This window comes from Pedobacter sp. GR22-10, assembly GCF_026239715.1.
Lineage (GTDB): Bacteria > Bacteroidota > Bacteroidia > Sphingobacteriales > Sphingobacteriaceae > Pedobacter.
The window spans coordinates 953805-979339 of sequence record NZ_JAPIVR010000001.1 but is presented as its reverse complement, the minus strand read 5'-3'; the positions used below and the strand labels follow the sequence as shown (position 1 = coordinate 979339).

General features: G+C 41.3%; 21 protein-coding genes. 3 read left to right on the top strand and 18 right to left on the bottom strand.

Going from position 1 to position 25535, the window contains the following annotated elements:
• The 12 genes from OQX64_RS04135 to OQX64_RS04080 form a co-directional block, all read right to left on the bottom strand.
• Complete coding sequence (locus tag OQX64_RS04135; RefSeq protein WP_265817757.1) at positions 1 to 633, bottom strand: hypothetical protein; 633 nt, start codon at positions 631 to 633, stop codon at positions 1 to 3.
• 34 nt (positions 634 to 667) lie between these two features.
• On the bottom strand, positions 668 to 1345 hold the full coding sequence (locus OQX64_RS04130; RefSeq protein WP_265817756.1) for a conjugal transfer protein TraI: 678 nt from the start codon (positions 1343 to 1345) through the stop codon (positions 668 to 670).
• 10 nt (positions 1346 to 1355) lie between these two features.
• Positions 1356 to 1742, bottom strand: coding sequence for a hypothetical protein (locus tag OQX64_RS04125; RefSeq protein WP_265817755.1), 387 nt, complete (start codon positions 1740 to 1742; stop codon positions 1356 to 1358).
• A gap of 5 nt (positions 1743 to 1747) precedes the next feature.
• Positions 1748 to 4234 carry a TraG family conjugative transposon ATPase gene (locus OQX64_RS04120; protein ID WP_265817754.1) on the bottom strand — a complete coding sequence of 829 codons (2487 nt, stop codon included), beginning with the start codon at positions 4232 to 4234 and terminating at the stop codon, positions 1748 to 1750.
• 34 nt (positions 4235 to 4268) lie between these two features.
• Positions 4269 to 5495, bottom strand: a complete 1227-nt coding sequence (locus tag OQX64_RS04115; protein WP_265817753.1) for a hypothetical protein — start codon at positions 5493 to 5495, stop codon at positions 4269 to 4271.
• Between the two features lie 18 nt (positions 5496 to 5513).
• Positions 5514 to 5837 (bottom strand): DUF4133 domain-containing protein, encoded by a 324-nt coding sequence (locus tag OQX64_RS04110; RefSeq protein WP_265817752.1) that lies wholly within the window; start codon positions 5835 to 5837, stop codon positions 5514 to 5516.
• A 3-nt stretch (positions 5838 to 5840) separates the two neighbouring features.
• Positions 5841 to 11396 carry an Eco57I restriction-modification methylase domain-containing protein gene (locus tag OQX64_RS04105; protein ID WP_265817751.1) on the bottom strand — a complete coding sequence of 1852 codons (5556 nt, stop codon included), beginning with the start codon at positions 11394 to 11396 and terminating at the stop codon, positions 5841 to 5843.
• A gap of 35 nt (positions 11397 to 11431) precedes the next feature.
• The gene (locus OQX64_RS04100; RefSeq protein ID WP_265817750.1) at positions 11432 to 11860 is read right to left on the bottom strand and encodes a hypothetical protein; all 429 of its coding nucleotides are present in this window, start codon (positions 11858 to 11860) and stop codon (positions 11432 to 11434) included.
• Between the two features lie 13 nt (positions 11861 to 11873).
• Entirely contained in the window at positions 11874 to 12284 is a 411-nt protein-coding gene (locus OQX64_RS04095) for a hypothetical protein (protein WP_265817749.1), read from the bottom strand.
• 17 nt (positions 12285 to 12301) lie between these two features.
• On the bottom strand, positions 12302 to 12568 hold the full coding sequence (locus tag OQX64_RS04090; RefSeq protein WP_265818288.1) for a DUF4134 domain-containing protein: 267 nt from the start codon (positions 12566 to 12568) through the stop codon (positions 12302 to 12304).
• 350 nt (positions 12569 to 12918) lie between these two features.
• The gene (locus OQX64_RS04085; RefSeq protein ID WP_265817748.1) at positions 12919 to 13362 is read right to left on the bottom strand and encodes a hypothetical protein; all 444 of its coding nucleotides are present in this window, start codon (positions 13360 to 13362) and stop codon (positions 12919 to 12921) included.
• Between the two features lie 373 nt (positions 13363 to 13735).
• Complete coding sequence (locus OQX64_RS04080) at positions 13736 to 14611, bottom strand: RteC domain-containing protein (RefSeq protein WP_265817747.1); 876 nt, start codon at positions 14609 to 14611, stop codon at positions 13736 to 13738.
• Positions 14612 to 15018: 407 nt separating this feature from the next.
• Between OQX64_RS04080 and OQX64_RS04075 the strand changes: the two genes are divergently transcribed.
• Entirely contained in the window at positions 15019 to 16386 is a 1368-nt protein-coding gene (locus OQX64_RS04075) for a HEPN domain-containing protein (RefSeq protein ID WP_265817746.1), read from the top strand.
• A gap of 20 nt (positions 16387 to 16406) precedes the next feature.
• Here the strand turns inward: OQX64_RS04075 and OQX64_RS04070 are convergent, their stop codons facing one another.
• The 3 genes from OQX64_RS04070 to OQX64_RS04060 form a co-directional block, all read right to left on the bottom strand.
• Positions 16407 to 17339, bottom strand: a complete 933-nt coding sequence (locus OQX64_RS04070) for a hypothetical protein (RefSeq protein ID WP_265817745.1) — start codon at positions 17337 to 17339, stop codon at positions 16407 to 16409.
• 62 nt (positions 17340 to 17401) lie between these two features.
• A complete protein-coding gene (locus OQX64_RS04065; protein WP_265817744.1) occupies positions 17402 to 18115 on the bottom strand; it encodes a LytR/AlgR family response regulator transcription factor in 714 nt (237 codons plus the stop codon).
• On the bottom strand, positions 18112 to 18822 hold the full coding sequence (locus OQX64_RS04060; RefSeq protein ID WP_265817743.1) for a sensor histidine kinase: 711 nt from the start codon (positions 18820 to 18822) through the stop codon (positions 18112 to 18114). The genes OQX64_RS04065 and OQX64_RS04060 overlap by 4 nt, the downstream gene beginning before the upstream one ends.
• Positions 18823 to 19273: 451 nt before the next feature.
• Between OQX64_RS04060 and OQX64_RS04055 the strand changes: the two genes are divergently transcribed.
• Both OQX64_RS04055 and OQX64_RS04050 read left to right on the top strand, forming a co-directional pair.
• Positions 19274 to 19426: a hypothetical protein gene (locus OQX64_RS04055; RefSeq protein ID WP_265817742.1), complete on the top strand. Its 153-nt coding sequence runs from the start codon at positions 19274 to 19276 to the stop codon at positions 19424 to 19426.
• A gap of 283 nt (positions 19427 to 19709) precedes the next feature.
• Entirely contained in the window at positions 19710 to 20066 is a 357-nt protein-coding gene (locus tag OQX64_RS04050) for a hypothetical protein (RefSeq protein ID WP_265817741.1), read from the top strand.
• A 46-nt stretch (positions 20067 to 20112) separates the two neighbouring features.
• Here the strand turns inward: OQX64_RS04050 and OQX64_RS04045 are convergent, their stop codons facing one another.
• Genes OQX64_RS04045 through OQX64_RS04035 form a run of 3 tightly spaced genes read right to left on the bottom strand, consistent with a single transcriptional unit; the run spans position 20113 to position 25356 of the window.
• Positions 20113 to 20694 carry a TlpA family protein disulfide reductase gene (locus tag OQX64_RS04045; RefSeq protein ID WP_265817740.1) on the bottom strand — a complete coding sequence of 194 codons (582 nt, stop codon included), beginning with the start codon at positions 20692 to 20694 and terminating at the stop codon, positions 20113 to 20115.
• Positions 20695 to 20699: 5 nt separating this feature from the next.
• Entirely contained in the window at positions 20700 to 22094 is a 1395-nt protein-coding gene (locus OQX64_RS04040) for a RagB/SusD family nutrient uptake outer membrane protein (RefSeq protein WP_265817739.1), read from the bottom strand.
• 4 nt (positions 22095 to 22098) lie between these two features.
• Positions 22099 to 25356: a SusC/RagA family TonB-linked outer membrane protein gene (locus tag OQX64_RS04035; protein ID WP_265817738.1), complete on the bottom strand. Its 3258-nt coding sequence runs from the start codon at positions 25354 to 25356 to the stop codon at positions 22099 to 22101.
• Positions 25357 to 25535 lie beyond the last annotated feature (179 nt).

The window sequence follows — 25535 nt, the reverse complement described above, 5'->3', positions numbered from 1 at the left end:
TTAGTTTCCTTTTATACCGTACCAGGTACGGATGTTATCGAGATCATTTTTTTCGTTGCTCCGTTGAACAGCAAGCAGGATAATGGAATTGCTGAAGGCATTTGCAAAATCAAGCTGTCCGGTACTCTCGGTATACAATACGTCGATGCGTTCGATTCGCTCACTGTCCTTCATCTCCAGCTCCCCGCTTCTTACTACCTGGTCCAATTTTTCGATAGTCTGTTTACAGTCTGTTTCCAGCTTTTGGAAAACCCTATCAAAATATTTTTTTTCAAGGCTGCTGAAAATGCCGGACTGATTGTATTCCCGTTTTATGCGGTCTATCTTCTTTGCAATCAATTCCTGCTGCTCTAAAATATCCCGGCCCCTGGAATACCTGCCAACTTCAGGGTTAACCGTTTTCAGGGAATTGAAAAAATCAGAATGCAGGCCGAAGTCGCCGTTTTTAATGGCGCTAATGGTATTCAGGCCTTTCTTTGAAATATCATAGCCCTTTTTCAGATAACCGCCATATACCTTTAGGGAAGCAATCTGTTCCAGCAGGTATTTTTTCTGGGTTTTCTTTTGCCGGAGCCATTCGTCGAATGTCTGTGCTCTGATCGCCCCTGCACTCAAGAATACTAGGAGTAGCATTATTATTATCTTCATTTTCTATCGCTATTATTGGTTATTGTAATCCGTACATTTTCTTGATCACCGCTATTTCTTCGGCGGACTTACCCCGGCTCAGGCTCAGCATCGCGTTTTGATTATTAAAAACCTGCAGGTCTGCATAATTCTGTTCCATTTTCTCAGCCGCCGCGTTAATGATCTCAATGCGTTTCGCATCGGTCATCTGTGTTTTAAAGGAATTGGCTACAAGCATGATCTGGTCAATATTTTTAAGGGTTTCACCAAGGATGCCACTATAAACACTGCTCATGTATTCAATCTCCTTTAAAGTAAAGTGGCTATCGTTACGCAGGAGGCCCCAGGCATGGTTGTATTCCTTAATCAACCGGCTTTGCTTGTTGGTAATTTCTTTGATGCGCTGGTAATAACTGATGATGCTTTTCACCTTTTTCAGTTCATCAAAATACTTTTGATACAGCTCTTTTTGCTTATCAGTCCAATCCGTTATCTGATCGAGCTTTAGTTTGGACATTTCATTTTCCAGTACCTTCTGCGCATTCTGCAACCAGATCACCTTGTTCTGTTGCCGCTGGATCTTTAGATCGATAGCTTTGATCACTTTTTTTGCTGCACCTTTGATCAGGTCCAGAATGGGAATCTGAGCGGACACTTTTACAGGCTGGAAAGCAATGCAGCAAACAAGCAGCGCTATCCTAAAAATTGTTTTTATCATGACTTATCTTTTATTGTTGCACAAACTCTTCTACTTGGTATCCGTATTCAACTTCTTCTTCAATAAGTATCCGTCTATTGATACTATCGAATATGCAATAACGGTTACCGCCTATCTCAATGAGATGCCCATTGGAATGCCAACCATAGGTTGCAAGCCAGGATTTTTCCCCGAATGGTTTTTCATTTAAATAACTCGTTTCGGTAACCCGGTAAAGGCTTCCCTCCATCGTTATCTTCATAGTTTTGGGAATCCCCGGGTGTCCTGATCCGTGACCATCATTAAAGTATATAGTGTGATCTTTTAATGCGGATAACACTGCACTATGAGCTGATATAAAATGGTTTAGGACTCTGAGCAACTGCACAATCCTTTGGATTACATTTGGCTTTTTCATTCTTATTAATTTTGGATGATTAATGGTTTTTGCGTTTTCATATCAGCGACCAACGCTGCTATACCTTTTTGAATACTTCCGTATTTCTTTGTGTACTGCGCTACCAAAACCTTTTCTTTCTCTTCCGTGGAATAAGCATAATACTCTTCCGGAGAAACCTCGGTGCGGTAGACCCTGCTCTGGATACCGGCAAGGCTGATGAAAACTTCTTTGTATTTCAGACGGGGATCGTTGGCCTTGTTAACAGAAAGGACAAGTGCCTTTTCCTTATCCGTCAAGCCGAGCAGCTCCTGAATCTGGTCGAACTTATTCTGGTACTTGCTTTGGTCAAGAAGGATCTTACAATCTGAATTATTAATGATGGCCTGCTTCACTACAGGGGATGAAATAATATCTTCTATGTCCTGAGTAACAACCATTGCTTCCCCAAAGAATTTCCGGACCGTTTTAAAAAGGTATTTTATATATTCTGCGAATCCCTCTTTCATTAAAGCCTTCCAGGCTTCTTCGATCAGGATCAGCTTGCGCACACCTTTCAGCTTCCTCATCTTGTTGATGAACACCTGCATGATGATAATCGTGCAGACCGGAAAAAGAATTTTGTGCTCCTTGATTGCATCAATTTCAAAAATTACCAGGCGCTCCTGTAACAGGTTCAGATTCTCCTTTGCATTGAGCAAATAATCAAACTCACCTCCTTTGTAATAAGGACGCAGGACATACAGAAAATTATTTACATCAAAATCTTTCTCTTTTACCCCGTCTCTTTCCAGAGCCGGAACAAAGTCTTCTTTCAGAAACTCATAGAAGGTGTCGAATCCCGGAAACAGGTCTGCATTATTTTCCAGCTTTTCAAAGTAAAGCTGGATGGCATTACTGAGCGCTACATATTCACTTCTCTTGAAAGTCTCGTCTTCACTTTTCCAAAGCGCCACCAGTAAGGTTTTGATACTCTCTTTCGTTTCTGTATCCAGGCTGTCACCCTCACCAATATAAAACGGATTGAACTTAATCGGGTTATCTTCCGAGTAGGTGAAATAATAGCCGCCAACCAGGTCACAGAGTCCTTTGTAACTATGCCCAACATCGACAATAACGATATGGGTTCCTTGTTCGTAATAGCTCCTGCAAAAATGATTTGTCCAAAAAGATTTGCCGGAGCCACTAGGACCGATCAGAAATTTATTCCGGTTAGTGGTGATTCCCCGGAGCATAGGTTCATCACTGATATCCACATGCACAGGCTTTCCGGTAGGCCTGTCCCCTAAGCGAATGCCCACGGGACTAAGTGATGTGCGGGAACCGGTTTCCTGATTAAAAAAGCAGGTAGCCTGTTCGGTGAACGTGTCAAAAGAATCGTTCATCGGAAAATCTGCTTCGTTACCGGGTATGCCTGCCCAGAATATCTGAGCTGCACCTGCCGTTTCCTGTTTGGCAACGGCATCCATTTTGGCAAGTGCGGAGCTGACCTGGTTTTTCAGATCTTTCAGCTCGTCTTTGTCTTTTGTCCAGACCAGGATATTAAAATGCGCTTTTACCGGAAGCCTTTGTTCCCCTATGGCCTCGTTTAAAAAATCATTCGTGGCATCCCTGGAGATGCTATTCTCCCGGCTGTAGGCGGATAAAGACTGAAGCCGCAATCTTTTGCTTTCCAGTTTTTTGATGGTTTTCTGCGCATCATCAATAAATACATATTGATTGTAAATGTGGTTACAGGGTAATAGCTGCCCGAGGGGACTGGCAAAGCCTACGGAGAATTTCGTTTTATCGGTGCTGTATTTGTCGTAATTGATCCTGCTGCCGCAAAGGGCAGGAAGATCTGCTGCATCACCCAGGGTATATAGCTGGCAATGTTGGCCACCCACCTGTATATCTCCTTTATTGAACTGGGTATCCTTGAGAATAAATTGATCTGTTTCTTCAGCAAGGAAGCAATACCGTTCAATAATGCCCATCGTCCGTTCATCGCTATAAAAATCTGCATCCTTCAGGCGTTTCATCCCCACAAAACCGCTATCCTGCATGATCTGTCGGAATTGTCCGCAGGCATCTAAAAAATCCTGAAGCATGGTAGCTTTAAGGGTCTGCTCGGGAACAATACTGCGGCGCAGTAGGTTTGAAAACAGAGAACTTCCATTTTTCCGGCCTGCCGGTTTTTTGGTTAGGAAAATATAGCAGCTGTGATCCAAGTAAGGGCGCTCATTAAAAAAGCGGTCACTGCTCCTGGACAGGAAGCTGATGTCTTCTTTTTTGAAATCGGGTTTGAATTTGGAATCAATAAACCAATCCTGTTTGTGCAGTATGCTGTGTTTGGGCAGTACCTTGATGGCTTTTACCCAAGCCTGGTGGAACGCTTCGTATTCACCATTCGACAGGGAAAATAGTTCCGGCAGCTCTACTTTAAAACCTACTGTTATATCTCCCTGTTTGCTGAGCACACAATCGTGCTCGATACCCATTATAGGCATTAAATCATCCATCCACTTTTCCATCTCACAATTCCTTAAATGATTTACTTTTTGAACCTTATAATTTCGGTCCCTTATTTTTCTTTTCTTTAGCAGGCAGTTTTTCTTGCTCTATATCCATATCCAGCTTTTTCTCTTTCCGGTTAAACTCGATAATTTCCGGGATTGAAGTTTCAGACCAGGGTACTTCCCTGGCAATTGAATGTTGCGTGAGTCCATAACGCATTATCGTTTCCTCTAAATCCCAGCCACCGTTCCTTGCGTATCCCACCGGATCAAGGTACTCTTCCATGGGAATCTCAATGATGACAATATCTTTAGGTAATTCTATGGATTCCCTTAGATCAAGCTCACGGTATTCATGATTTAACGGGTCATAAGAAACCCAGTAGTACTTCCCATCCGGGGTGCTGTCATATGCTATATCCGCGAACTTTATTCCTTCAGAAAGGAAATCATCTTTTGGACGCAGGGCATCCATTTTTAAATCAACATAAAAAGGATGGCCCTTAATCTCAATAACCGGGAGAATTCCACTAAGCCGCTGCGCTAACGCATCCCGGTTAACTATTAACTCAAAATCGGTTTTATCCTTTAATTCTTCTATTGTCTTCCCGGTTTTTAAAGACATACCTACCGGGTCTGAATCAACCATTGAAGGGATTCTTACTTCCTTTACATTATCACTATTGTCGCTTTCAATATTCTTTGTATCCAAATCAAAATCCAGAAGGTAATGGCTTCCCTTATAATACATTTCACTATACTGTATGGCATTATTCGGTTTGTAGGCTTGCCGGATCTCTTCCTTCATCACATCCACGATAAATTCTGTTCCTTCTATCTCAATCCTTGGCAATGCTCTCGGAAGCTGATTAATAGTATCCGGAATATTATTTTCGGCAATATCAAGCCCCAGGATAGAGCTTTCTATGGGGATAATTTGTGCTACATGATACGTTATGCCCGGGTCGATATTCTCAGGATCACCATTATCTCCATGGAGTTGTTGCCAGGCCACTTCATCCAGATCGCGGTAAGCCGGAAGCACAAATTCTACAATATGTTCTGGTGGAAGATTTACCGTATTGTCCGGAAAAACAACCTGCTCCCGTTTCTGGAGATCATAATGTCCAACATACTCCCATTCATCATCCATCATGACCCTGCAATCTTTGAGATCCACAATCTTAAGACCTTCTTCAACCGGGTGCAATAGCAGGTTTTTTAAGTCTACCAGGTACACTGTTCCCGCTATATCAACTTTTACCTTTTCACGTTCCATCCTCACTAAAAATTTACTTTATCTTTTATTCGCCGGTTTCCTAAAAACCTTTCTACTGTTACACTTTACTACTTTGGGTATGCTACGGGATGCCATAAGCTTCATCATCCCATGCTCGCCATATTTATTGCTCATTCCGTAAACTTTATAAACCAGTCCAGACCCGGCGGTCAGGATGATCGCAATACAGATATACTGGTTGACCCCGATAATGTAAAGGGCGGCAAACAGCACCAGCAGCCCAAGAATTCCGCCACCGAGGTACCATATATATTGAGCTTTAAGACCTTTGAACTCGACACTCTTGTTGATCCCTTTATTGATCGCATATACACTGGCCATGGGTTATAATTTTATTTTTATTTTTCTTTCGTTTTTAATTGTCGGAACCTGTTCCTCCTCAAATTCCAGCTCTTCATCAAGTTGATAATCTGTAGCGGGTAAGAAAACGCCGAGATCCATTCCCAGCTCCTCAGTCTCGATATCTTCTATATCTATAGGCTCCAGGTCCTCTTCAACGCTCACCATTGCATCCGCTTTCTGTTTCTCCCTTATATTCTCTTCAATTTCTTTGGAGAGCACAAGCAGCTGCACTTTCATTTCTTTCAGCTCATTTTCCTTTTCAAAAGGCTTTGCTACGATTTCCTGCAGCATGGTCAGGTTCTGCTCAGCATCTTCATTTTTCTTTTGGTATTGCTCCTTTACCTTGCTCACCCTGTCAATTGCATTGAGAAAATAACGGGCTGCCAGCTTTGGATTATCAACGTTAGGGATACCGTCGTTATAGGTATATTTGATACCGGATTCGGGGCTTTCTGCGTAAAGTGAATTTTTATATACACCAAAAAAAACATCAGCCCTTTTTATGAACAGATCGAAACCGTATAGAGTACCTATTTTTTCGATCTTCGTTGCGACATCTACCTCATGAATTCCGAATTGCTGGTACAGGCTAAGGATCTGCTTGCCGATATCTTCGGATTCAGTGCTCTTTACCCCGATGATCCGGACCGGATTGAGCTTTATACCCTCTTTATCGAATTGAAGTGCCTTTTTATACCTTACCTCATCCCCGGTAAGTAGCTCCAAGGTCCTTGCATTTGCCTTCTGCTCCTCCAATTCAGCATCTATTTGGTAGCGTGACCGGGAAACATCCCTGAAGTGAGCGGTTTTCAGGCTTTCCATCACAGCGACCTTTTTCTCCAGCTTGCTTTTCTCCAATAAGGAGGTGTCGCCGGAAAGTATTGCTATGTATTCTGAAAAATTCATTCCGCTCTTTTCATCCATAGAACCTTCATCTATGCTTCTCACGTTCAGCTCGCTGTTTTTCATCTGTGAGATGAAAAGCTGTTTGTTTTTAAGCAGGTTGAACTTATAATTATCCAGGCTCTGCTCCACTGCGTAGATATAGTTCATGACCTTATCACCGTAAAATTCTTTGGCAATCCTGTTACCCTGCCTCGCTCCACGACCGTTGCGCTGCTCCAGCTCTGATGGTTTCCAAGGGATATCTATGTGGTGCATGGCTACAATGCGTTCCTGTACATTTAAGCCGGTCCCTGCCTTCTCCGTGCTTCCGATCAGGATACGGATCTCGCCCCTGTTCATTTTGCGGAACAGCTCAGGTTTCCTTTTCTCTGACCAATTATGGATAAAGGTGATTTCCTTTGCAGGTATTCTAAAATCCTTTACCAGCTTATCCTTTAAAGCGTCATAGATATTGAACTGACCAGGCTTTGGCGTTCCGATGTCCGAAAAGACAATCTGGGTTCCTTTATGCAGCTGGCTTTTGTTATACCACTCTGCTACCTTTCTTGCACAGACATTTACCTTGTTATCCGGGTGATCTCCGTACCGGTGGGGATGTATGAGCCGCAGATCTGCAGACATCTTTTTTGCATAGTTGGTGGCGATAAGCATCCTTGCCTTATCTTCCGAAGATGAAAGCTTAGGCCTGCCCAAAACGGTTGCATCACCACTTTTGGCAAATACCATGAGCCGCTTGATAAAGTCCAGCTGGTCCGGTGTGGGCTTAATATTGACAAGCACCTCATCCAGGGCTGGTTTATCCAGGCTGATATGTTGAGCAGTCTTATAATCTGTGATCTCATTATAAAACATGGCCAGCTCAGGAACCTTGATAAAATGGCGAAACCGTTCTTTGGCAATGATCTGGTTGGTAACCGAAAATTCAAAGTCGGTAGTTTTACGGGCAAATACCGCTGCCCAGCCATCGAAGTTTTCAATGTCTTGGCGGGCCATTTCCTTTGGACGCAGGTATTTGAAAATAAGGTACAGCTCGGTAAGGCTATTGGAGATCGGTGTACCGCTCAAGAAGGTAACACAGAGATCGGAATCAAACTTTTGCTGCAGCGTGCGCACGGCAAAAAGCATATTGAGCGCCTTCTGACTGCCCTCAACGTTTCCCAACCCGGCTACCCGGTTATGCCTGGTGGTAAAAGTCAGGTTCTTGAATTTATGGGACTCATCAATGAATAGATGATCAATACCGGTCTGCCTAAAATCTATGCCATCGTCTTTCTTATCCTCTATCCTGCGCTCTATAGCCCTTAATTTGCCAGCAAGATTAGCTTTACGTATTTCAAGTCCCTTTAGCATTGCTTTGGAAACATTCCCGTCCAGCGTGCGGACCGTATCTATATCCATTTCAACACAATCGAGTTCGGCAGAAAGTATTTCCTGCTGTACTTCGGCAGCCTGCGGGATTTTGCCAAACTGATCATGCGTTAGAATAATACAGTCCCAGTTATTGTTTTTGATCTCATGAAACAGCCTGACCCTTTTAGAGGACTCATAGTCATTTTCATCTGGCGCCAGTACTTTTGCGTTCGGGTAAGCCAAGCGGTAAGTATTCCGGATCTGATCCACATTAGCTTTCAGGGCAAGTATCATCGGTTTGGATACAATACCTAGCCTTTTCATTTCCTGGGCAGCAATGATCATGGTAAGCGTCTTACCCAGACCCACCTCGTGGTCTATCAGTCCGCCCCTGTTCTGTACCAGACGCCATGCAGCATCCTTTTGCGAATCATACAAATCCGATATGCCCAATGCTTGCCTGTCCAGGCCCGGAAAAGTCAGGTGGCTTCCATTGTATTCCCTTAACCGGTAGCAGTTGAATTTTTCATTATAAAGGTTTTCGAGATTTTTCTGCTCTGCTGCAGGTAGGTCTTGCAGCCAATGGATAAAACCGGTCCTGATGCTTTCAATTTTCTGATGGGCAAGCTGCGTGGCCTCGTTATCAGGCAACCGAACCTTCTCACCATCAATTGTGGTTTCATAAGTAAAATAAGGCGCTGTATTTTCCAGTGCATTTTCCAGCAGGATATTCCCATACACTTTACGTCCATTCTTTGGCGCAATGGCGTATTCCTGTTCTATCTTTGCATTACGGGACGAAGACGTTACCTTGAATGCATCCAGTGATGGCAGAAAGTTGATCTTCGTTTCAACGGCAAATAGCTGCGTTGCAAATTCTTCATAGTACCGTACCGGAATCCACCTTTCCCCCAGGTTGAAGTCCAAAAGTTCAAAGGGAATGTTTTCAGGCTGAGCCTGCTCCAGGGCTTCAAGACTTTTTTGATACTGTATAGCATCTTCGGCATCAGGTTTTATCTCCTGTAATTTTTTCAACCTGTCCACCACGTTCCCACTCAGAAAAGCATCAGCGGTCTGCCAAACACCCGATACAGGATTATGATAAACATGGTTGCCAAGTTCAGCTATTGTTTCAGCCTCGCTTTTATGGATCAATTCTGAAATATAGTCCAGGTCAACTTTGCCCTGCACGTTCAGGCAATGTGCCAGCGCATCAACGGCATCCTCCGTTTCAAAACTGGCCTGCGGCTTATTCAGGTTTACCGAAAAAATATCGGATTTGACATACTGGTCTTTTTCGCGTCGCTCCAGGGAGGAAAGCATAGTAATGCCAGAAGTTGTATCGGCCAGCAAAAGCCTTTGGTTGCTTTTAGTATTTAACAGTCCGTACTGTTTAACCAGCCGGTCATAATTTTCGTTCAATTGCTTCCTTAGCTGATCCCCCTCGTCCTGGGAATCGCCTCCTGCTTCAACAGCAAATAAGGCATGGTAGACATCTCTTGTATGGATGTACTGCTTATAGAAATCCTGGTGGTCATTTCCAGCTAACGGCTTAAATAAAGGTTCTGCATTTTCCCGGTCCGTATAAACTAAATTTCCGACCTGGCTACCCGACAGCACAAGCATACCCTCCTTATAAAAAGGCTTCATATCCTGGAAGGGAATTGCAGCACTTCGGTCTATACCGAAGGCATCTTCAAAACTTCTGTCCCCTTCGTAGGTGAAATCATAAGCATATTGCTGAAGGTCCTCACCAAGCTTCTTTATCTCAAATGCAAGTTGAGAAGCATTCATCCATTGGGCAGATAAATTGATCTCTGCGAGGTTGGAATACAGTTTATAGGTATAATAATTCCCTTTCGCCGTTTTGCCCGTCAAAAGCAAAATGCTCTCATGTTCGGGGCGTTCCGTTGTCTTTACCGTGCTGATGATCCTTACGGTCTGTTTTTGGATATAGGTATGATCCTTTTCCTGCAGATAGGAAAATGCCCTGTTGATCGTTTCGGCAGGCATAGCCTCAAAAAGACCTAATTGTACGGAAGCTTCCAACGCTTTTGTTTCCGGCAGCGGTAAAAAGGTGAGCTTTTTACCTGGGGCACTGATTTCTTTTGCTTCCTTTAAGGAAGGAAAATTCTTTTGGTTGAAATTGATATAAAAATCAGTACTCAGCTGCTCCAGAAGGGGCTGCCGCAATAACTCCAAAGAGCCGGAATGCCATACCATTTCATGTGCCTTACCATATTGGTTAAGGCCAGGACTAACCTCACCAAGATAAATGTGCTCATTTCCCGGTTTTGCTATATAGGTATTCAGATAATAATCTCCGAACTGGTTTGCTGATTGAACGGTTCTTACCAATAATTGCTCGTTGGAAGAAAGCTCCTGCTTCGATGCGTTTTTTTGAACGATAAGGAGGTGACTTGGCGCTTCGGTATTGCCGGTATCCTTCATAAGGTTATCCGGCATGACCATAAGGCTTACGAAATCCGAATGCTCAAATAAAAATTGCCGGGCAGCTTCGTTGGATGGGCTGTTCAAAAACCCGTTTGTAGTAATATAAGCCAGCAGACCGCCATCGGCGAGCTTATCAAGCCCTTTTGCAAAAAAGTAGTTATGGATCTTGCCCGTAAGCCGGGGGTTCCTGATCTCCGGATCATTAACCGAGAAATTGCCGAAAGGAATATTGCTGATCACCAGGTCATAGGTTCCATTATCAGCAGCACCGGTTTGCTCCAGGCCGGTAACATGGACTTTCATACCATTTGGGATAGTACTGCAGAGCGCTTGTAAAACCTTGCCCGTTAAGATATCCTTCTCAATTGCGGTGATCCTGGCATCCGGATAATTTGCGGCGGCTTCTGTTACAAAGACACCGGCTCCGGCGCTGGTTTCCAAAATATGCTGAGGTTCTATCCCATTTTCCTTTAAGACCTTGAATATGGTCTGGGGAATCAATTCCGGAGTATAGAAGGCGGAAAGGATGCTGTTCTTCAGGGAAGCGACTACTGTTTTATATTCCCCTTCGTCGAAATGATCCCTAAGTAGAGAATACAAAACTTCAACTTCAGCGTAAAATTTAAAATCCGAATCCGTCGCACCACGGGATGTCCACTCCGATCTTGTACCAGGCCCCAGCAATACACTTTTTATTCCGCCAAAACCTGAATACTTTTTAAGGGCGGCAACCTGGTTCTGATCCAGCACCTGGCTTTCCCGGTAATCCAGCGCTATACGGATTGCCGCTATGTTGTCATAAAGTTTATCTGCTGTATTATATGCCATCGCTCACACCTTTTCCGCCTCACTGGGGCATTGCTTTAATTCAAATACTCATGCACTTTGCCGATCACTGCATAGCGCAGAAACCGGTTGCCTTCATTTGCTTCACTGAAATCGAAAACTTCAAATGTTTCGCTGCAGCATTCCATGAGGTTGAGCACCTCATACCGCAGCACACCTATTTCCCGGAATTTTTCAAAGTCCTGTTGAAACTCTGTTTCAAGAAGTTCAAGCAGGTAGTTGTACCGGGATGGTTTCAGCACAGCGGTCATTTCATTGAGCGCCAGCTCCTCGATGATATATGCAGGTTTATCTTCGCTAAGTAGCCTGAGCACAAGCGGCATAACCTGGCTGACCTTGACCTCCAGATAGGTACTGGTTATCAAATCCCCTTCCTGCCGGATCAGCAGTTCCGGGTTATTGATAAGGATATAAGCCTTCAGTTTTTCTTTAAGGATGTTTAGCATAGCGGTTATTTTTTTAGAGCCGTTGGCCTTTCTTTTTTGTTCTCATGCTCTCGATTTTCAGGCATTTTAGCTCACGCACTTTTGGCGGGAGTAATTGTCCGGTATAGCTTGTTCCCTGCCGCTGCGCCAGCCCAACCGGGTCCAGCTCTTTTAGGGCTGGAACATAAACCTCTCTTACGGTCGAAGGATATTTGGCATGGATGCTGTAATTCCCCAGGTAGATATTTTTTGTATCGGTATCATAAAAGAACCTGGTTAAACCTTCCTGTTCTCCGATGTCACCAAGGGTCATCCTGTTGTACGGGTTATCCACCTGGCGGAATTCATGCTTTTGTATATCGACAAAAAACTCGGTGCCCTTGATATCGACAATGGGCAGTTCCCGTTCTACGGGATCAACCTGCCCGGCAGGCTTATATCCCATATATTTTTCCATGCCCATTATATTCCGAAGAACGATTTGATGATCGTTGCTACCACAACCAGGAAGATGCAGCTCCCGAACCATGCAGAGGCCACCTTTGAAGTATCCGGGTCACCCGCATTCCATTTCTGGTACACCTTCACTGCTCCTATAAGCCCCAATAGCGCCCCGATAGCATACATCAGGTCACATCCTGAATCAAAGTATCCACGTACTTTCTCGTTGGCCTCATTGATACCGGCAACTCCATCCTGGGCTGCTGCATACAAACTTGCAACAACCATTACAAGGGTTATTACACCCGCTTTTAAACTTTGGGAGATCTTCATCAATCCCTTCTTCACCTTTTCCATCTTCACTTGATTTTATCACTCCACTTGACAGCTTTTGCTATCCTTCATTTCTCTAAAATCCTTCCCTTGGCTCCCCGGCTATCAGGCCAGGGAGCGGGGAAAGTTGCTGCCGGTTTCCACCTCATCCTCTAATCAAACCAACCGCTCCGGCAGCTGTAACTTTGCGGGCAAACCTTCCCCAACATCCTCCATTTCCATCCGCTGAAGGCTGCCCGCAATTCCTTTATGTTTTGATTTTTTACAGCCCTCAGAAACGAGCAGCCGTAATTTGTATTGGCGTTTTATACAAAACGGGGCAACGATCTCCACCGCTTATCCAATTCTTCCTCACTGAACGTTACCCCACAAATACTTTCCGCATGTTGTATAATGAAATTATTAAGAGCGATCCTGTAGGCAGGTCTGCGTAACCCGCTATAGCTATCCAGTCGCTGACTAAGCTGCTCCAGCAGTTCGTCCTTGCTGATCTCTTTTCCTGCCTGCTCCAGGATGCGCTCTTTTATCTCGTCTATGATTTCTTCCAGTTCTTCAAAAGGATCAATATCCTGCCCACGGTCATCTTCCGGGGTTTCCTCTGCTACATGCCCGGCGGGGCTATCCTGCCTGCCTGCCAAATTGCTTCTGATCTGTTTCCTGTAATAGAGCACGCCGATCACGGCATAATAAACCAGAACAGCTATTATCACCGCTGTCCCATATTGCTTCCACGTAATTGCTTCGAACATCTTCATATCTTTTGGTTTCTAAATATTCCGGGTTTATTCCCGTTGTTTACGATAGCAAAAGTGCAGCAGATCTGAAGCCCTCTTTTACAACCTGTGACAAGGTTGTCCAGAATTATTTTTCAGAAGATTTTTATAAGAAATTGGCTGTGGATGATCCAACTTGAAGTACAGCCGTTGTTAATCTGGTATGAGAGATAGCAGGACCTTCTTTAATAGGTCATTTTACCGGTTCTGTTTTACAATTTGAGTGAAGGTCACAAGTCAATTCTGATTAATAATAATTCGTGAATTATCTAGCAACAGGATAAATTTTAGGCAAAAAAAAACCGCCTAGAACAGGCGGCTTAATAGGAACAATATAAGTCTGACTAAATTATTCATCTTTTTGGTCCAGCATTCTATCTAATGAAACGGTGAGATCATCAAGGAAAGGATGCCGGCTCTTTTTGCGGATCAACATTCCGTGAAATACCCGGTACGGGTTACCCACATTCACATTAAAAGCGGCTTCCAGAACATTTACGACCTGAATCACATCACCTTTACCAAAGTTTATAGCACCTCTTGCCTGTAGGGCATAGGCGAGTTCTATTAAAGCTGACTTGGAATCAGTCCAGGTCAATTGGCTCTTTCGGTCCGGGGTCGATTGATCTTGAGTAACATGAAGCGCAGGAGGATTGATCTGCTGTTTAAGGTAGGCAAGTAATTTTTCGTAAGCCTGCAGCTTTGATAAAATAAAACTATTAGGTGTCGTAAATGTCAGGTCCATATCCAGCATATACACCGGAACCTCGGAAGCATAGAGGTTTTTACGAAGAAACCACAATTCGTCCAGGTTGCTGATACCTCTGCGGTAGTAATTATAGATATGTTTATTACGGTCGAAATATGTTGCCTTGGATTCGAGGATTCTCATGTAGTAATGTTTCTGTTCCTCCGCAGATCCTATCGGCTTATGTGCTTCCGTTTCATAAAGCTCATTGTAATAAATCAGCTCACGCAAAAACATAGGTTTTACCTCTTTAAAAAAAATGATCTCTTCCTTTTCATCCTGGAAATTATGGGTTATGAAAAATTCCTTAAGTTCTTTCAATATACTATCCATAAGATAAAAGGATTGTTCGGCCTGTTGCAAATGGTTTTCCGTTTCAATCGAGATCCTTTGCAGTTCGGTATCCATTTTCGCTAACAGCGCTCTCGAAAACTTGTCCATATGTGTGTTGGTGTTTGGTGCCTGGATTGATTTCATTCTTTAATGTTTCAGTTTAATTGACTGAACGAAACTACAATGGCATTGACCCTTCAGAATGGCATCTAAGGGCTTTTTGATGGTGAGGTAGGTGAAATAGCCGGCGGAATACTTCATAAAAAGATGAAGTATTTACAAACCGACAAGTGCAAATTATTCAAGTCTGCTTTTTAGAATACGAAAAATGTATATCCGTGTAAATTTGTGATGAAAATGTAAGTTAAAGGAGTGAATTCGTAAGCAGCTGATAACTCCCGTTATGCTTAACTGGTAAATATCCCCAGGTATATACCTGATTAAATTTTATCGTCTAAAATTCCCAAAGATAAATTTTGATAATTTGTATATATAATTACACATGGAGAGAAAAAACTATTATTTTTAGAATCAAACAAAGGGGACCTGAAATGCATATTAACGACAAAAAGAAAGAACACATAGACGCCGAGGCTTTCAGGATTTTAGCACTTCTTGAAGAAAAAATTACCCCTTCAGTACAACCTAAAACTAAAAAGGATTATGGTTCATTGGATCATACTATAGGCTTTGACCTGACCGATAAAATAGTCGATGCCCCACAAATATTTTCAGAGGCAGATCATTATGGCAATACTATTTCAAAACGGGAGGTGTACGATAATAGATCCATAGGTTTAAATGAACCGGATTATGTGAAGCTGAAGAAACTAGCGAATACCATATCACAGGAAAAAAGCATAAATCATAAAGTAAGTAAGGATTTTATTGGAAATAAAATATTCGAATGGTTAATCAAAACCCATAAATCAAAAAAAGCAGACAATACTTTATCGAATTTCCTTTTGGATGAATTTCAAAAAGAAATGTCCCATCTCAAAATCCGTTTTCCAATTCTCTATTTACACATTAAAAATCCGTTTCAAATTGGTAAGGCAACTTTTGAATATTTTACCAAAGATTACTTTGACAAGCTGATCATACACAACAGAGCAAAGGGATCAATAACCAGTGATGAAAACCATGAACAGTTAAGAAAGAGTCATCAAGGAAAAGTATTTGTATCTATTTCCGTAACAGGGGAAAAGAAAAAAGCGGAGGAAATCGCACTCGAATACTGCTCACTGGCAGTCGATATACTTAAGATGTGTTCCGATACGACAGATTTCCCTTTCATAAAACTTGGTTTTGATATTGATTCAAGGGTAAAAGCTGCCACAAAAGCAGAAGTTATCATTACCAGCGCTGATAATGAACTCGAAGATTTCAATCTCAACTTATATATGCCAGCAAACCATTATAGTATTGGTCCCGACCAATGGAGGCGAAGCGTGGAAAGACAGATGGGTTTGTTCCATGAGTTTTTACTGGATCTACCCGATGAACCTACAGAGCTGCAAAGCTTAATTATAAACAGTATAAAGCGGTATGGCAATGCCATATCCAATTCTAATCTTCATCAAAGGGTTGTGGAACTTTTTACCATATTGGAATCTCTACTCCTGTTCGATAGTAACTCCCCGATCATTGAATCCGTTTGCAAATATTGCTCTAAGCTGGTTTTTAAAACTGTTGAAGATCGAAGGAACGCAATCGAGCTCATGAAAACGATGTATGATGTAAGGAGTAAGCTCATACATCATGGGAAAGAGGCAAAATTTGAAATGGATAATTTGCGGAAGCTCCAACTTATCGTAGTAATGCTCTTAGGTATCCTGGTGCAAAAAACAAAGACGCATAATACAAAACAAAGTGTTTTACAGGAAATTGAAGATGCAATACTTCAGGCGTACGGTTAAAGGACTTCTTCAGCTTAAAATTATTTGGCAATTTCATTTTTCAGCTGTTCTTCCAATGCCTTCAGCCTGTCTTCTGTGAGGGTAAAGGGTCCCTTGGAGGTGCTTTCAATATCTTCAGATATTTCCTTCATACGCCCAACAGTTCTGGCTAATAACAGAGTGGCCATTTCGTTATAGTCACTCGCCTGCCAAAGGTTTTCATTTTTTGCGAAACGATGTATATAAGATCGATTTTTTATTCGAGTTCCAATATTTCTGGTTTCCTCTTCCAGGTACTCTTTTATATAGTCTTCCGCACTGATGGATGAATATTTTTCACGAAGTGACTGTACTGTCTGGTAATAATTTGTGAGTACTTCCCTGGTTGTCTTGTCGAGTACCAGTGCGCGGTCTTCAGCTGTGGACTTATCCTGGACTGAATTCTCGACCTGGTTAATAGCAGGTTTGCGTTCAGTAATATTCGTATAAATTACTGTACCCAGCCACCCAACGCCTCCCAATAATGTCGAAAAAACGAGAATTTTCACCTCTTTCGATTTTAGTAATGCCCATATTGAATTTTCAGGACTATCTTTTGCAATACGGGCTTTCTCCTCAATTTCAGCTTTGGCCATAATAAGCAGATTGATAAGTTTACCTTTATCATTTAGCCATGCCTGGCTATTCTGGTAGTGACCTGTATTGAATATGAAATCTTTAGGACGGAATGTAATTGTGCCCAATAAATCAACATAGACCGCCTGATCGCCATCCAAAGCTCTGAAGTATCCCAACAAGCGCAGTTTTAAATTTCTAACCTTATTTAGTAAGTCTGCCTGTTTATTCTCTATTAAAACTCTACCTTCTTCACCAGAAAGATATAGATTAAACTCTTCCTCCGTAAGAATTTCGTTAGGCAGTTCCTCCACCTCCCTTAAAAATGATGTTATCCGAATTACTTCCTTCTTGTTCATTAAAATTTTGCCCAGGTTACCTTAAATTATTGCACCAATATAGTACAAATAAAAATTATGAACTACCTGTTTGCACCAATTGCTGCCATAAATTCTCTCCGGTAGGTTTCACTTATAGGAAGTTCAGTCCCCTCTTCTAAATAAACAGTATTGGTATCCACTTTAATCATTTTGTTTACGTTAATGATATAAGACTTGTGTATCCGGAAAAATGGTAGCTCACTTAATTCCCCACTGATTTCCTTAATCATTCTATTGGTTAAATATTCTCGCTGATGGGTATTTATCTGTGAATAGTTGGAGGAACCTTTAATGTACAGTATATCTTTCTTGTCGATTTTGATGTGTACATTCTTCCCATCTCCTGGAACAATTAAAAAATCTGTTTTCGGTTTAGCATTTAGCCTTTTGTTCTTAAGCCAGACTGAAGCCTTCTTAATGGCTGATTCAAATGTTTCTAGGGTAACCGGTTTCATAAGGTAATCAACTGCGTCAACCTTAAATGCCAAATGGGCAAAATTGGTGTATCCTGTCGTGAATACAAGAGCAGCATAATTTTTAATAGATTCAGCCAGGTCTATTCCATTTAAACCGGGCATATCAACATCTAAAAAAATAATATCAGCAACAATTTCTTTGCTCACTATTTTTTTAAGCGCAACCAAAGGGTCAGTTTCCCGTCCGACTAAAATCAAGTCAGGAATTGCGGCAACCAGTGTGGCCATATAGTCTAAAATATAGTCATGGTCATCAACAAGGAAGATTCTATTACTCATAAACTGATCTTTAAATCGACTTCATAAACCCCATTATGCAGCCCTGTCTGCAGTAAATAATTTTGATCGAAGTGCTTATCTAATCTCGCCTTCGTGTTTGCAATACCAATAAAGTTACTTCGGACCTGGTTAGAGGGTGATACAAAATTTTCCGAATGAAAATGCAAAATCCTACCATCATAATCAATGGAAATAAAAGCCGGATGATCCTGATCCTTTAATTGCCCATATTTAAAAACATTCTCTACGAAATTGAGGAATATCAGAGGCGGCAAAAAAATACTTTTTTCATCCGCTGCGAAAACGGCCTTGAATGTTAGGTATAGCTGGTGCCCGTTCAGCGTTTGTTGAATTTCAAGATACCTATTTATTTGAGCCAGGTCATCAGCTAATGATACTTTTGCGTTTTCTGCATTATTACGAACAGAATACTGCATCATTTCCGAAAGCATTGCAACTGTTTTTGCTATATCAGGATTAGTGGGCACTAGTTTATAATAGATAAAAGTCAGCGTGTTCAATAAAAAATGTGGATTTACCTGGCTTCTTATAAAATCGTTTTCGAGCCTGATCTCCCTTTCTTTGCTGTCTGCCAATTCTTTAACCTTTTCGATGCTGTATCTGGCAAACCAATAGCCAGTGCTTATGGACCATATAAAGAAACTGCGCCATAACCCTTTAGCAATATCTTCAGAACTTATAAGCATCCCTGGTCGATGTAGAATGTATCGGATTAAGCTGCTTATCAGGCATAGTAGGGCGGCATATGAACAAACCTCTACAACTGCGAGAAATACTTTTGATATAACAATGCTTCTTTTTCCTATTAAAGAGGGCATGTAATAGTGAGCATTGAAATAAAAATACAAAATGTCGCAGCTATAAAAAACACCAAATAGTAGCAGATTGGCCCTGCTACCTGTGAATATCAATACGCCTATTTCTGAAATTATAAAAATAGATATAGCTGTGGTGTGCCAAAAAAAAGACACTAGATTTTTGGCTTTAAGTTGAAACATAAATTGGAGTTTTTGGATTTCACATTCCCAAACCGCCATTTCACATTACCATAATGGCAATTCAGATAATGATCAAGATTTTGATGGGGACGCGTATTAATTTTATATCAGAAAAGGCAAAAGACCTAAAAAAAGAAATATGAAAACAACAAAATCAACAACTAAGATCAGCAGTAAAAGGCTATTTATTTTTAAGAGAAATAATGCAGATGAGCGCAATGGTGCCGCCAGTACTTTGCACCCTACAACAACAACAATTACTAGCCAACCCACAACAAGCCTGGGTTGCTAAAAGTCGGAAAATTATAGTCATGCCTAGGCATGACTTTATCATCAGTCTATAAAATTACATCTAATTTAAGTTTTTGTAAGTTTTTGCCTCTACAAAGTATTCAGGTTTAAACCCTCTTTTTTTTCAGGTAATTATTACCTCTCGATATTTTCATAAATGTTGGTTTATTGTGCTTGGTTCTTAAGTAAGACTACACTGTTCTATTCGCCGTACTGTTTCTTTGCTCCTTTGGATTCACTTCATTATCTAAACCAAAACCTCCCCAAATCTAAAACGCCAAATTATGAAACGTTTTAAGTTAATGCTCAGCGCTGCCGTACTGTTAGCTGCATGTTCTGCCACAGCCATGGCCGGTACTCCTAAAGGTGAAACCAAGGATGCCAAATCTGAAGTAACAACTACTACTACAGACAATCTCCATTGGTACAAAGTCTCTTATGATAACCCATCAGTATATCCGAACGGTTATATCAAAAGCGGCGCGCCAGTTCAATTTACTGGCGACAGAGAGGGTGCCATGAACGAAAATATTTGCCCTACCGGCGATACTTATGATTGTCTGCGTGGATTTTCTGGTACGCCGTCTTTACCAACTGAAAATGTAGGTACAGACCAGGTGCAAACTGATGAGCAACCTTAATTAAACAATGGGATGTAGGCATAGAATGCTTACACCCCATTTTTACCTATTTCTTAGGTCTTGCCAATAATGCTTCTTTATTTGAATGATAAGCTGGTACGAGTTTAACTGGCTTTCCGGATATAAGATCTTGCAGTTCTGATTCAGTTACATGGGTAGTAATCCCCCGAACTACTCCATCAGGGTCAATTATTATCATATAAGGCGTCGGTTTTATTTCGTATCTATGCATTAATAGTGAGTCATACGCAATAACTAGGTTTAAATTATTATCTTTTCGATTACGTTCGTACAGTTTGCGTATTGATTTATTATTAGAACCATGTTTATATTGTGATCCAGTATAACCAACCAATAAGAATTGGACTCTGCCTTTAAACTTGCTTTGTAATACATTTATTCTGGGTTGGCTGGAAAGACAAACTCCACAATACTGATTCCAAAAATCGAGTATCAGCCATTGCCCCTTAAAATCTCGTAAAAAAACTTTCTTTTTACCGTAATAGTGAACATCGTTTAGCTGGAAGTCTGGCATAGCCTTTCCTACAGTTGGAAGTTCAGTTTCTGTCTGTTGGGCTTTGCAATTAATAAAGGCAAATGCAAGGATAATATAAATTAGCTTTTTCATTTTTTTTAATTAGTATAACCATCATTTTGTATTAGGTATGGGTTTTTCTGTATCTCAGCAAAGGGAATTGGATATAGCTGGTCCGTGATTTGCCAGTTTGGAGATTTTGATAATCCAAGGACATCATCCGCTTTGCCAGTTCTCTTCAAATCAAACCACCTGTTTCCCCATTCGGCGAATAATTCAACTTGTCTTTCTTTTTGAATTGCTTTGAACAAGTCGTCTTGGTTAATCCCCGGATTTGCATTTCCAGTCTTTGTAAGCCCGGCTCTGTTTCTAATCACATCAACATCATCAAGTGCACCCGAAAGGTTATTTTGCTTTACCCGTGCTTCAGCTCTAATCAAATAGAGCTCAGCAAGCCGCTGCACAATATAATTTTCTGTGATAGGGCTTGACGTTCTAGCCTTGTATTTATTCAGATAATAATAGGCCACACCACTTAATGTGTTGCTTTTTAGCCATGCAGTTTTTCGGTTATCGCCAGGCTCAAAAGCCGCAAGTAAATTTGAAGTGACTGTGAATGTTGGCTTTACCGTGGTCGATGCAGGAATGAACTGAGCACCTTCGGCAGTATTTCCGGTAACTTTAGAGATTCCAAATATTACTTCTTTAGACGAAGCAAGAAAAGCACTATTTAAAGGCTCGAGGCTGTATTTCCCCGAACTAATTACGTCTGTTGCCATTGCTTCGGCATCTACCCATCTATTTTGATAAAGATAAACCTTTGCCAGTAAGGCAGTAGCAGCGCCTTTGTTGGGTCTTGTGCTAACTGACGTGGCGTAAGAATTAGTTAACAATGTTCTTGCTTTTTCTAGATCACTAATGATTTGTTGATACACCTCATCTTTTGATGTGCGTGGCATAATACTATTTTTCTGGAAATCAGTTGTTGTTTCGAGTGGTACGTCGCCAAACAAGTTTACCAAATAGAAGTAATGCAGCGCCCTTATGTAAAGCATTTCACCCTGCAACTGATTTTTCAATGACGGCGTTAAAGTCTTGGAACTATTCAGGCCATCAATTACAGCATTAGCCTGATAGATATTCTTATATGGGTTTGACCAGAAAGTTGAGCTTATCGTTGAATTATCGACCAGGATGGAATTAAATCTAAATGCCTCATGGCTAGGACTAGGGTTTACATTAGCGAATTCATCGCCGGACAGCCCTGTGTATAGCGTTATGCCACCATTGCAAAACGACAGCGAAGATGAAACCATGTTATAATATAATCCTACAACTGCAGCCGTGGCAGTTTGATCATCTGCAAATATTCTGCTCTGCTCTGCCAGTGTTCCGGGTGCACCTACCTGAAGATATTTTTTGCAGGAGCTAAACATGCAAGCAATTAAAATTGTGCAGATTGTTGTTTTTTGAAATTTTGATATTTTTTTCATGTCCTTACAAGTTTAGTTGAAAGCCGGCAACAATAGTTTTCAAAGGCGGGAGTACAAAGAAGTCCTGACTTTCAGGATCAGCGCCTTTGTAATTCGTTATTGTGAGAAAGTTCTGCGCCTCTGTGTAAACCCTTAACCCACTAATATGAATGCGCTGCAACCATTTAACCGGAAACCGATATGATAAGGAAACGTTCCTTAATTTTATAAATGATGCATCTGTGTACTTGCCATCTGATAACGCAAGGTATCCAGCTGCACCAGAAACTACACTTGGTCCCGAAGAGAACTTTTGAATTTCAGATACATCACTAGGTCGTTGCCATCTCTTCAGCACAATGTCCGGTTGGTTGTAAATCTGTCCTGGCGGTGACACGCCCAGCTGCGCAATATAGTTTAGCCCTGTTTGTTTGGTAAACTGAAAGAAGAAACTCAAATCCAAATTCTCGTACGATAAAGAATTTTGCATCCCCCCGTAGAATTTAGGATCTCTATTCCCGAAATTTTGATAATCGCCAGTTGCAGTCAGCTGACCATCGCCATTATAATCCTCGAAAGTATAAACGCCAGTTTGAGGATTCACACCGAGGTATTTGTAGCCTCGTATTATATTTAAGGATTGACCAACAACATAGCTATTCCTGTAGCTTGACGTTTCGATGTTGGGGAATGCTATAAGTTTATTTTTGGGTATTGATAAGTTAATACTAGTTGCCCATCTAAAATCTGCACGAGTAAAATTTTTCGTTGTCAGGACTAATTCAAATCCAGAATTTTGTACCAGCCCAGGAAAGTTCCTCACGACATTAGAAAAACCCGTTTGGCTGGGCAATACATAACTAACTAGCTGATTGCTTGAACGATTAAAGTAATAGGCAGCGGAGATAAAGACTCGATCCTTTAGGAAACCTGATTCAATTGCAACTTCGAATTTCTTACTGATTTCCCAGTTGTATTCCGGATTGTAAAGACTCCTTGGATTCAAACCAGATAAACCATTGTAGATATTAGCGGTACTTGACCAAAGATTTAAAAACTTATAGTCACCTATTTGGTCGTTACCTGTGGTGCCATAACTCGTTCTAATCTTTCCATAACTTAGAAATGATAGATTGTCTTTGATGAACTGTTCTTGGTAGAAAAGCCATGCCAACCCTAAGGCTCCAAAATTTGCCCACTGCCTATCAGGACCAAAACGGCTGGAACCGTCTTTCCGGGCGCTCAAATTCAAGATGTATCTATCTTGAAAATTATAGTTAATTCGACCAAAGAAAGCAGTATATCTATACTCCGTACGATCATTTGTAGCTCTTATTAATCCGGCTGCACCTATTGAGCCAAGTAAAAGGTCAGACGTATAGTTCGTTCCATACTGGTAATCCGTTATACCTATTTTATTCTGTAGAGTATTCCCAACTAAAACATTTAGTTTACCAAAGCTACCTTTGAGACTGTATTCCAATTGGGGCTCGATAATCCAATTTTGATTACTAGAGTTGGAAAATTCTGAGGATGGCAAAAGTCCAGAGCCTCCGTTTGGGTCGATTGAAGATTTTGGTTGCAGCGTAAACTCATCTGTCCTGAAAGTATTGTACCCAAAATTTGTCCTAATTGTGAGGTTTTTTGTAACCAAATAGTTAAGATTTAAATTGGCCGAAAGATTTTCATTTCTCGAATTATATTTCTGTTCCAACAACGATAGCGGGTTAATATGGCTGTTGAGTGAATAAAAAGTAACACCAGCCTCTGCCCAATTTAAATTTCCGGCGGCATCAAACAATTGCAAATTTGGCGGCAAATTTATGTATCTGGTCAAATCATACCTTGGCATTCTGTTCTTGTCATTTGAATACATTCCTGAAAATAGAAGATGAAATTTATCATTGGTTGTCCTATGATTAATGTTAAAATTCACAGATGCAACATTGTCCGAAAAGTCTCCTGGATATACAGTAGTTTCTCTATGGTAATTGGCACCTAACAAAAACTGGGTTAAATTATTACCACCCGAAACAGAAGATTGGATATTATTGGAGTAACCAGTGTTTCCAATAAGCAGGTTTTTGAAATCAGTATATCTTGTAGTGTCCCAAAGGGTAATGTCAGGAGCATAGCCAGGATCGGCAACATTGCTGCTTGCCGTATAACCATCATTAGCCAATGCCTCATTTCGCATCTGTACATATTGCTGGGTATTAAGCATACCCATGGTTCGACCAACATGGCTAAAGCCGGAGTAAGTATTGATATTGACCTGCGTACTACCAGGCTTGCCTTTTTTGGTTGTAATTATTATTACACCATTTGCTCCTCGACTACCATATATTGAGGTCGCATCAGCATCTTTAAGTACATCAATGCTTTCAATATCTTGTGGATTAATATTATTTAACGGGCTTAGACCACCTGTACTGATGGAAGTTGGATTATTGGCTGCGGAGCTAATTTTGTTCGTTGCCTGATTGCCAGCTTCAAACGGTACACCATCAATAATAAATAAAGGATTATTTTGGGAAAGACTCAGGTCAATTGAACTCTGACCACGGATTTGTACTTTGAACGAAGATCCTGCCACACCACTTCCTTGTGTAATGACCAAGCCAGATACTCTGCCTTGTAATGCAGCTAACGGATTTGATACTGGTTGGCTTTCTATATCTTTTGCTTTTACAGTGCTGATATTACCTGTGCTTAGTCTTTGTGTTGTTGTACCATATGCTATAACCTGCACTTCATCTAGCTTTGAATTGCTTTTGATCAGGGTAACGGTTATTCCATCTGTTGCCTCAACTTCTTTGCTTTCATAACCAACAAAAGTTATTTGCAGAATTGCTCCCGGAGGTAGATAGACAAAAGAAAATTCACCCCTATTATTAGTTAAGGTAGTAAAGTTTTGTCCTTTTACTTTTATGGATGCTCCTGGCAAAGGCCGACCATCTTGATCGATAATTCTACCTTTTATATTTATGCCCTCACGATTATCGGTCGGTATATTTATAATTGCTTGATTTCTTGGCTTCACAACAATGGTCTTCCCTTTTATCACATAGGTCAAAGCCTGATCTTTAAAACAGGCATCAAGCGTCTGAGGCAAGCTGGCGTTTCTTAGGGACAGATCAACGGGTTTTGCTTTTTTAAGCAGATCATTATCGCACCAGAACAGGTATCCGCTCTGTTTTTCAATTAGCTTAAATACGTTTTCGAGCGGTGCGTTCTTAACGTAGATCGTTATGCTTTGGCCGTACGCTGCAGCGCTGGTCATTAGGCAAAACAATGCGAACAGGGAAAAAGCGAGGTTGGTCCGCAAAAAGATTGCTATTGGGTACCGGAAGAGGACTTCCGGCTTAGACACAGGAATGCCCTTCCAGGCAGGCTTCCACTTTTTGCCATAGGCATTGTGAAAGCATGTATAAAAATTCATACTTTTGGTTGATTGGTTAG

Coding starts and splice junctions, on each gene's coding strand:
- OQX64_RS04035 (WP_265817738.1), bottom strand. CDS start 25,356: ATGACCAGCGCTGCAGCGTACGGCCAAAGCATAACGATCTACGTTAAG.
- OQX64_RS04085 (WP_265817748.1), bottom strand. CDS start 13,362: ATGTTCGAAGCAATTACGTGGAAGCAATATGGGACAGCGGTGATAATA.
- OQX64_RS04060 (WP_265817743.1), bottom strand. CDS start 18,822: ATGCTTATAAGTTCTGAAGATATTGCTAAAGGGTTATGGCGCAGTTTC.
- OQX64_RS04105 (WP_265817751.1), bottom strand. CDS start 11,396: ATGGCATATAATACAGCAGATAAACTTTATGACAACATAGCGGCAATC.
- OQX64_RS04065 (WP_265817744.1), bottom strand. CDS start 18,115: ATGAGTAATAGAATCTTCCTTGTTGATGACCATGACTATATTTTAGAC.
- OQX64_RS04055 (WP_265817742.1), top strand. CDS start 19,274: ATGAAAACAACAAAATCAACAACTAAGATCAGCAGTAAAAGGCTATTT.
- OQX64_RS04090 (WP_265818288.1), bottom strand. CDS start 12,568: ATGGTTGTTGCAAGTTTGTATGCAGCAGCCCAGGATGGAGTTGCCGGT.
- OQX64_RS04100 (WP_265817750.1), bottom strand. CDS start 11,860: ATGCTAAACATCCTTAAAGAAAAACTGAAGGCTTATATCCTTATCAAT.
- OQX64_RS04095 (WP_265817749.1), bottom strand. CDS start 12,284: ATGGGATATAAGCCTGCCGGGCAGGTTGATCCCGTAGAACGGGAACTG.
- OQX64_RS04135 (WP_265817757.1), bottom strand. CDS start 633: ATGCTACTCCTAGTATTCTTGAGTGCAGGGGCGATCAGAGCACAGACA.
- OQX64_RS04080 (WP_265817747.1), bottom strand. CDS start 14,611: ATGAAATCAATCCAGGCACCAAACACCAACACACATATGGACAAGTTT.
- OQX64_RS04110 (WP_265817752.1), bottom strand. CDS start 5,837: ATGGCCAGTGTATATGCGATCAATAAAGGGATCAACAAGAGTGTCGAG.
- OQX64_RS04040 (WP_265817739.1), bottom strand. CDS start 22,094: ATGAAAAAAATATCAAAATTTCAAAAAACAACAATCTGCACAATTTTA.
- OQX64_RS04050 (WP_265817741.1), top strand. CDS start 19,710: ATGAAACGTTTTAAGTTAATGCTCAGCGCTGCCGTACTGTTAGCTGCA.
- OQX64_RS04070 (WP_265817745.1), bottom strand. CDS start 17,339: ATGAACAAGAAGGAAGTAATTCGGATAACATCATTTTTAAGGGAGGTG.
- OQX64_RS04075 (WP_265817746.1), top strand. CDS start 15,019: ATGCATATTAACGACAAAAAGAAAGAACACATAGACGCCGAGGCTTTC.
- OQX64_RS04120 (WP_265817754.1), bottom strand. CDS start 4,234: ATGGAAAAGTGGATGGATGATTTAATGCCTATAATGGGTATCGAGCAC.
- OQX64_RS04130 (WP_265817756.1), bottom strand. CDS start 1,345: ATGATAAAAACAATTTTTAGGATAGCGCTGCTTGTTTGCTGCATTGCT.
- OQX64_RS04045 (WP_265817740.1), bottom strand. CDS start 20,694: ATGAAAAAGCTAATTTATATTATCCTTGCATTTGCCTTTATTAATTGC.
- OQX64_RS04125 (WP_265817755.1), bottom strand. CDS start 1,742: ATGAAAAAGCCAAATGTAATCCAAAGGATTGTGCAGTTGCTCAGAGTC.
- OQX64_RS04115 (WP_265817753.1), bottom strand. CDS start 5,495: ATGGAACGTGAAAAGGTAAAAGTTGATATAGCGGGAACAGTGTACCTG.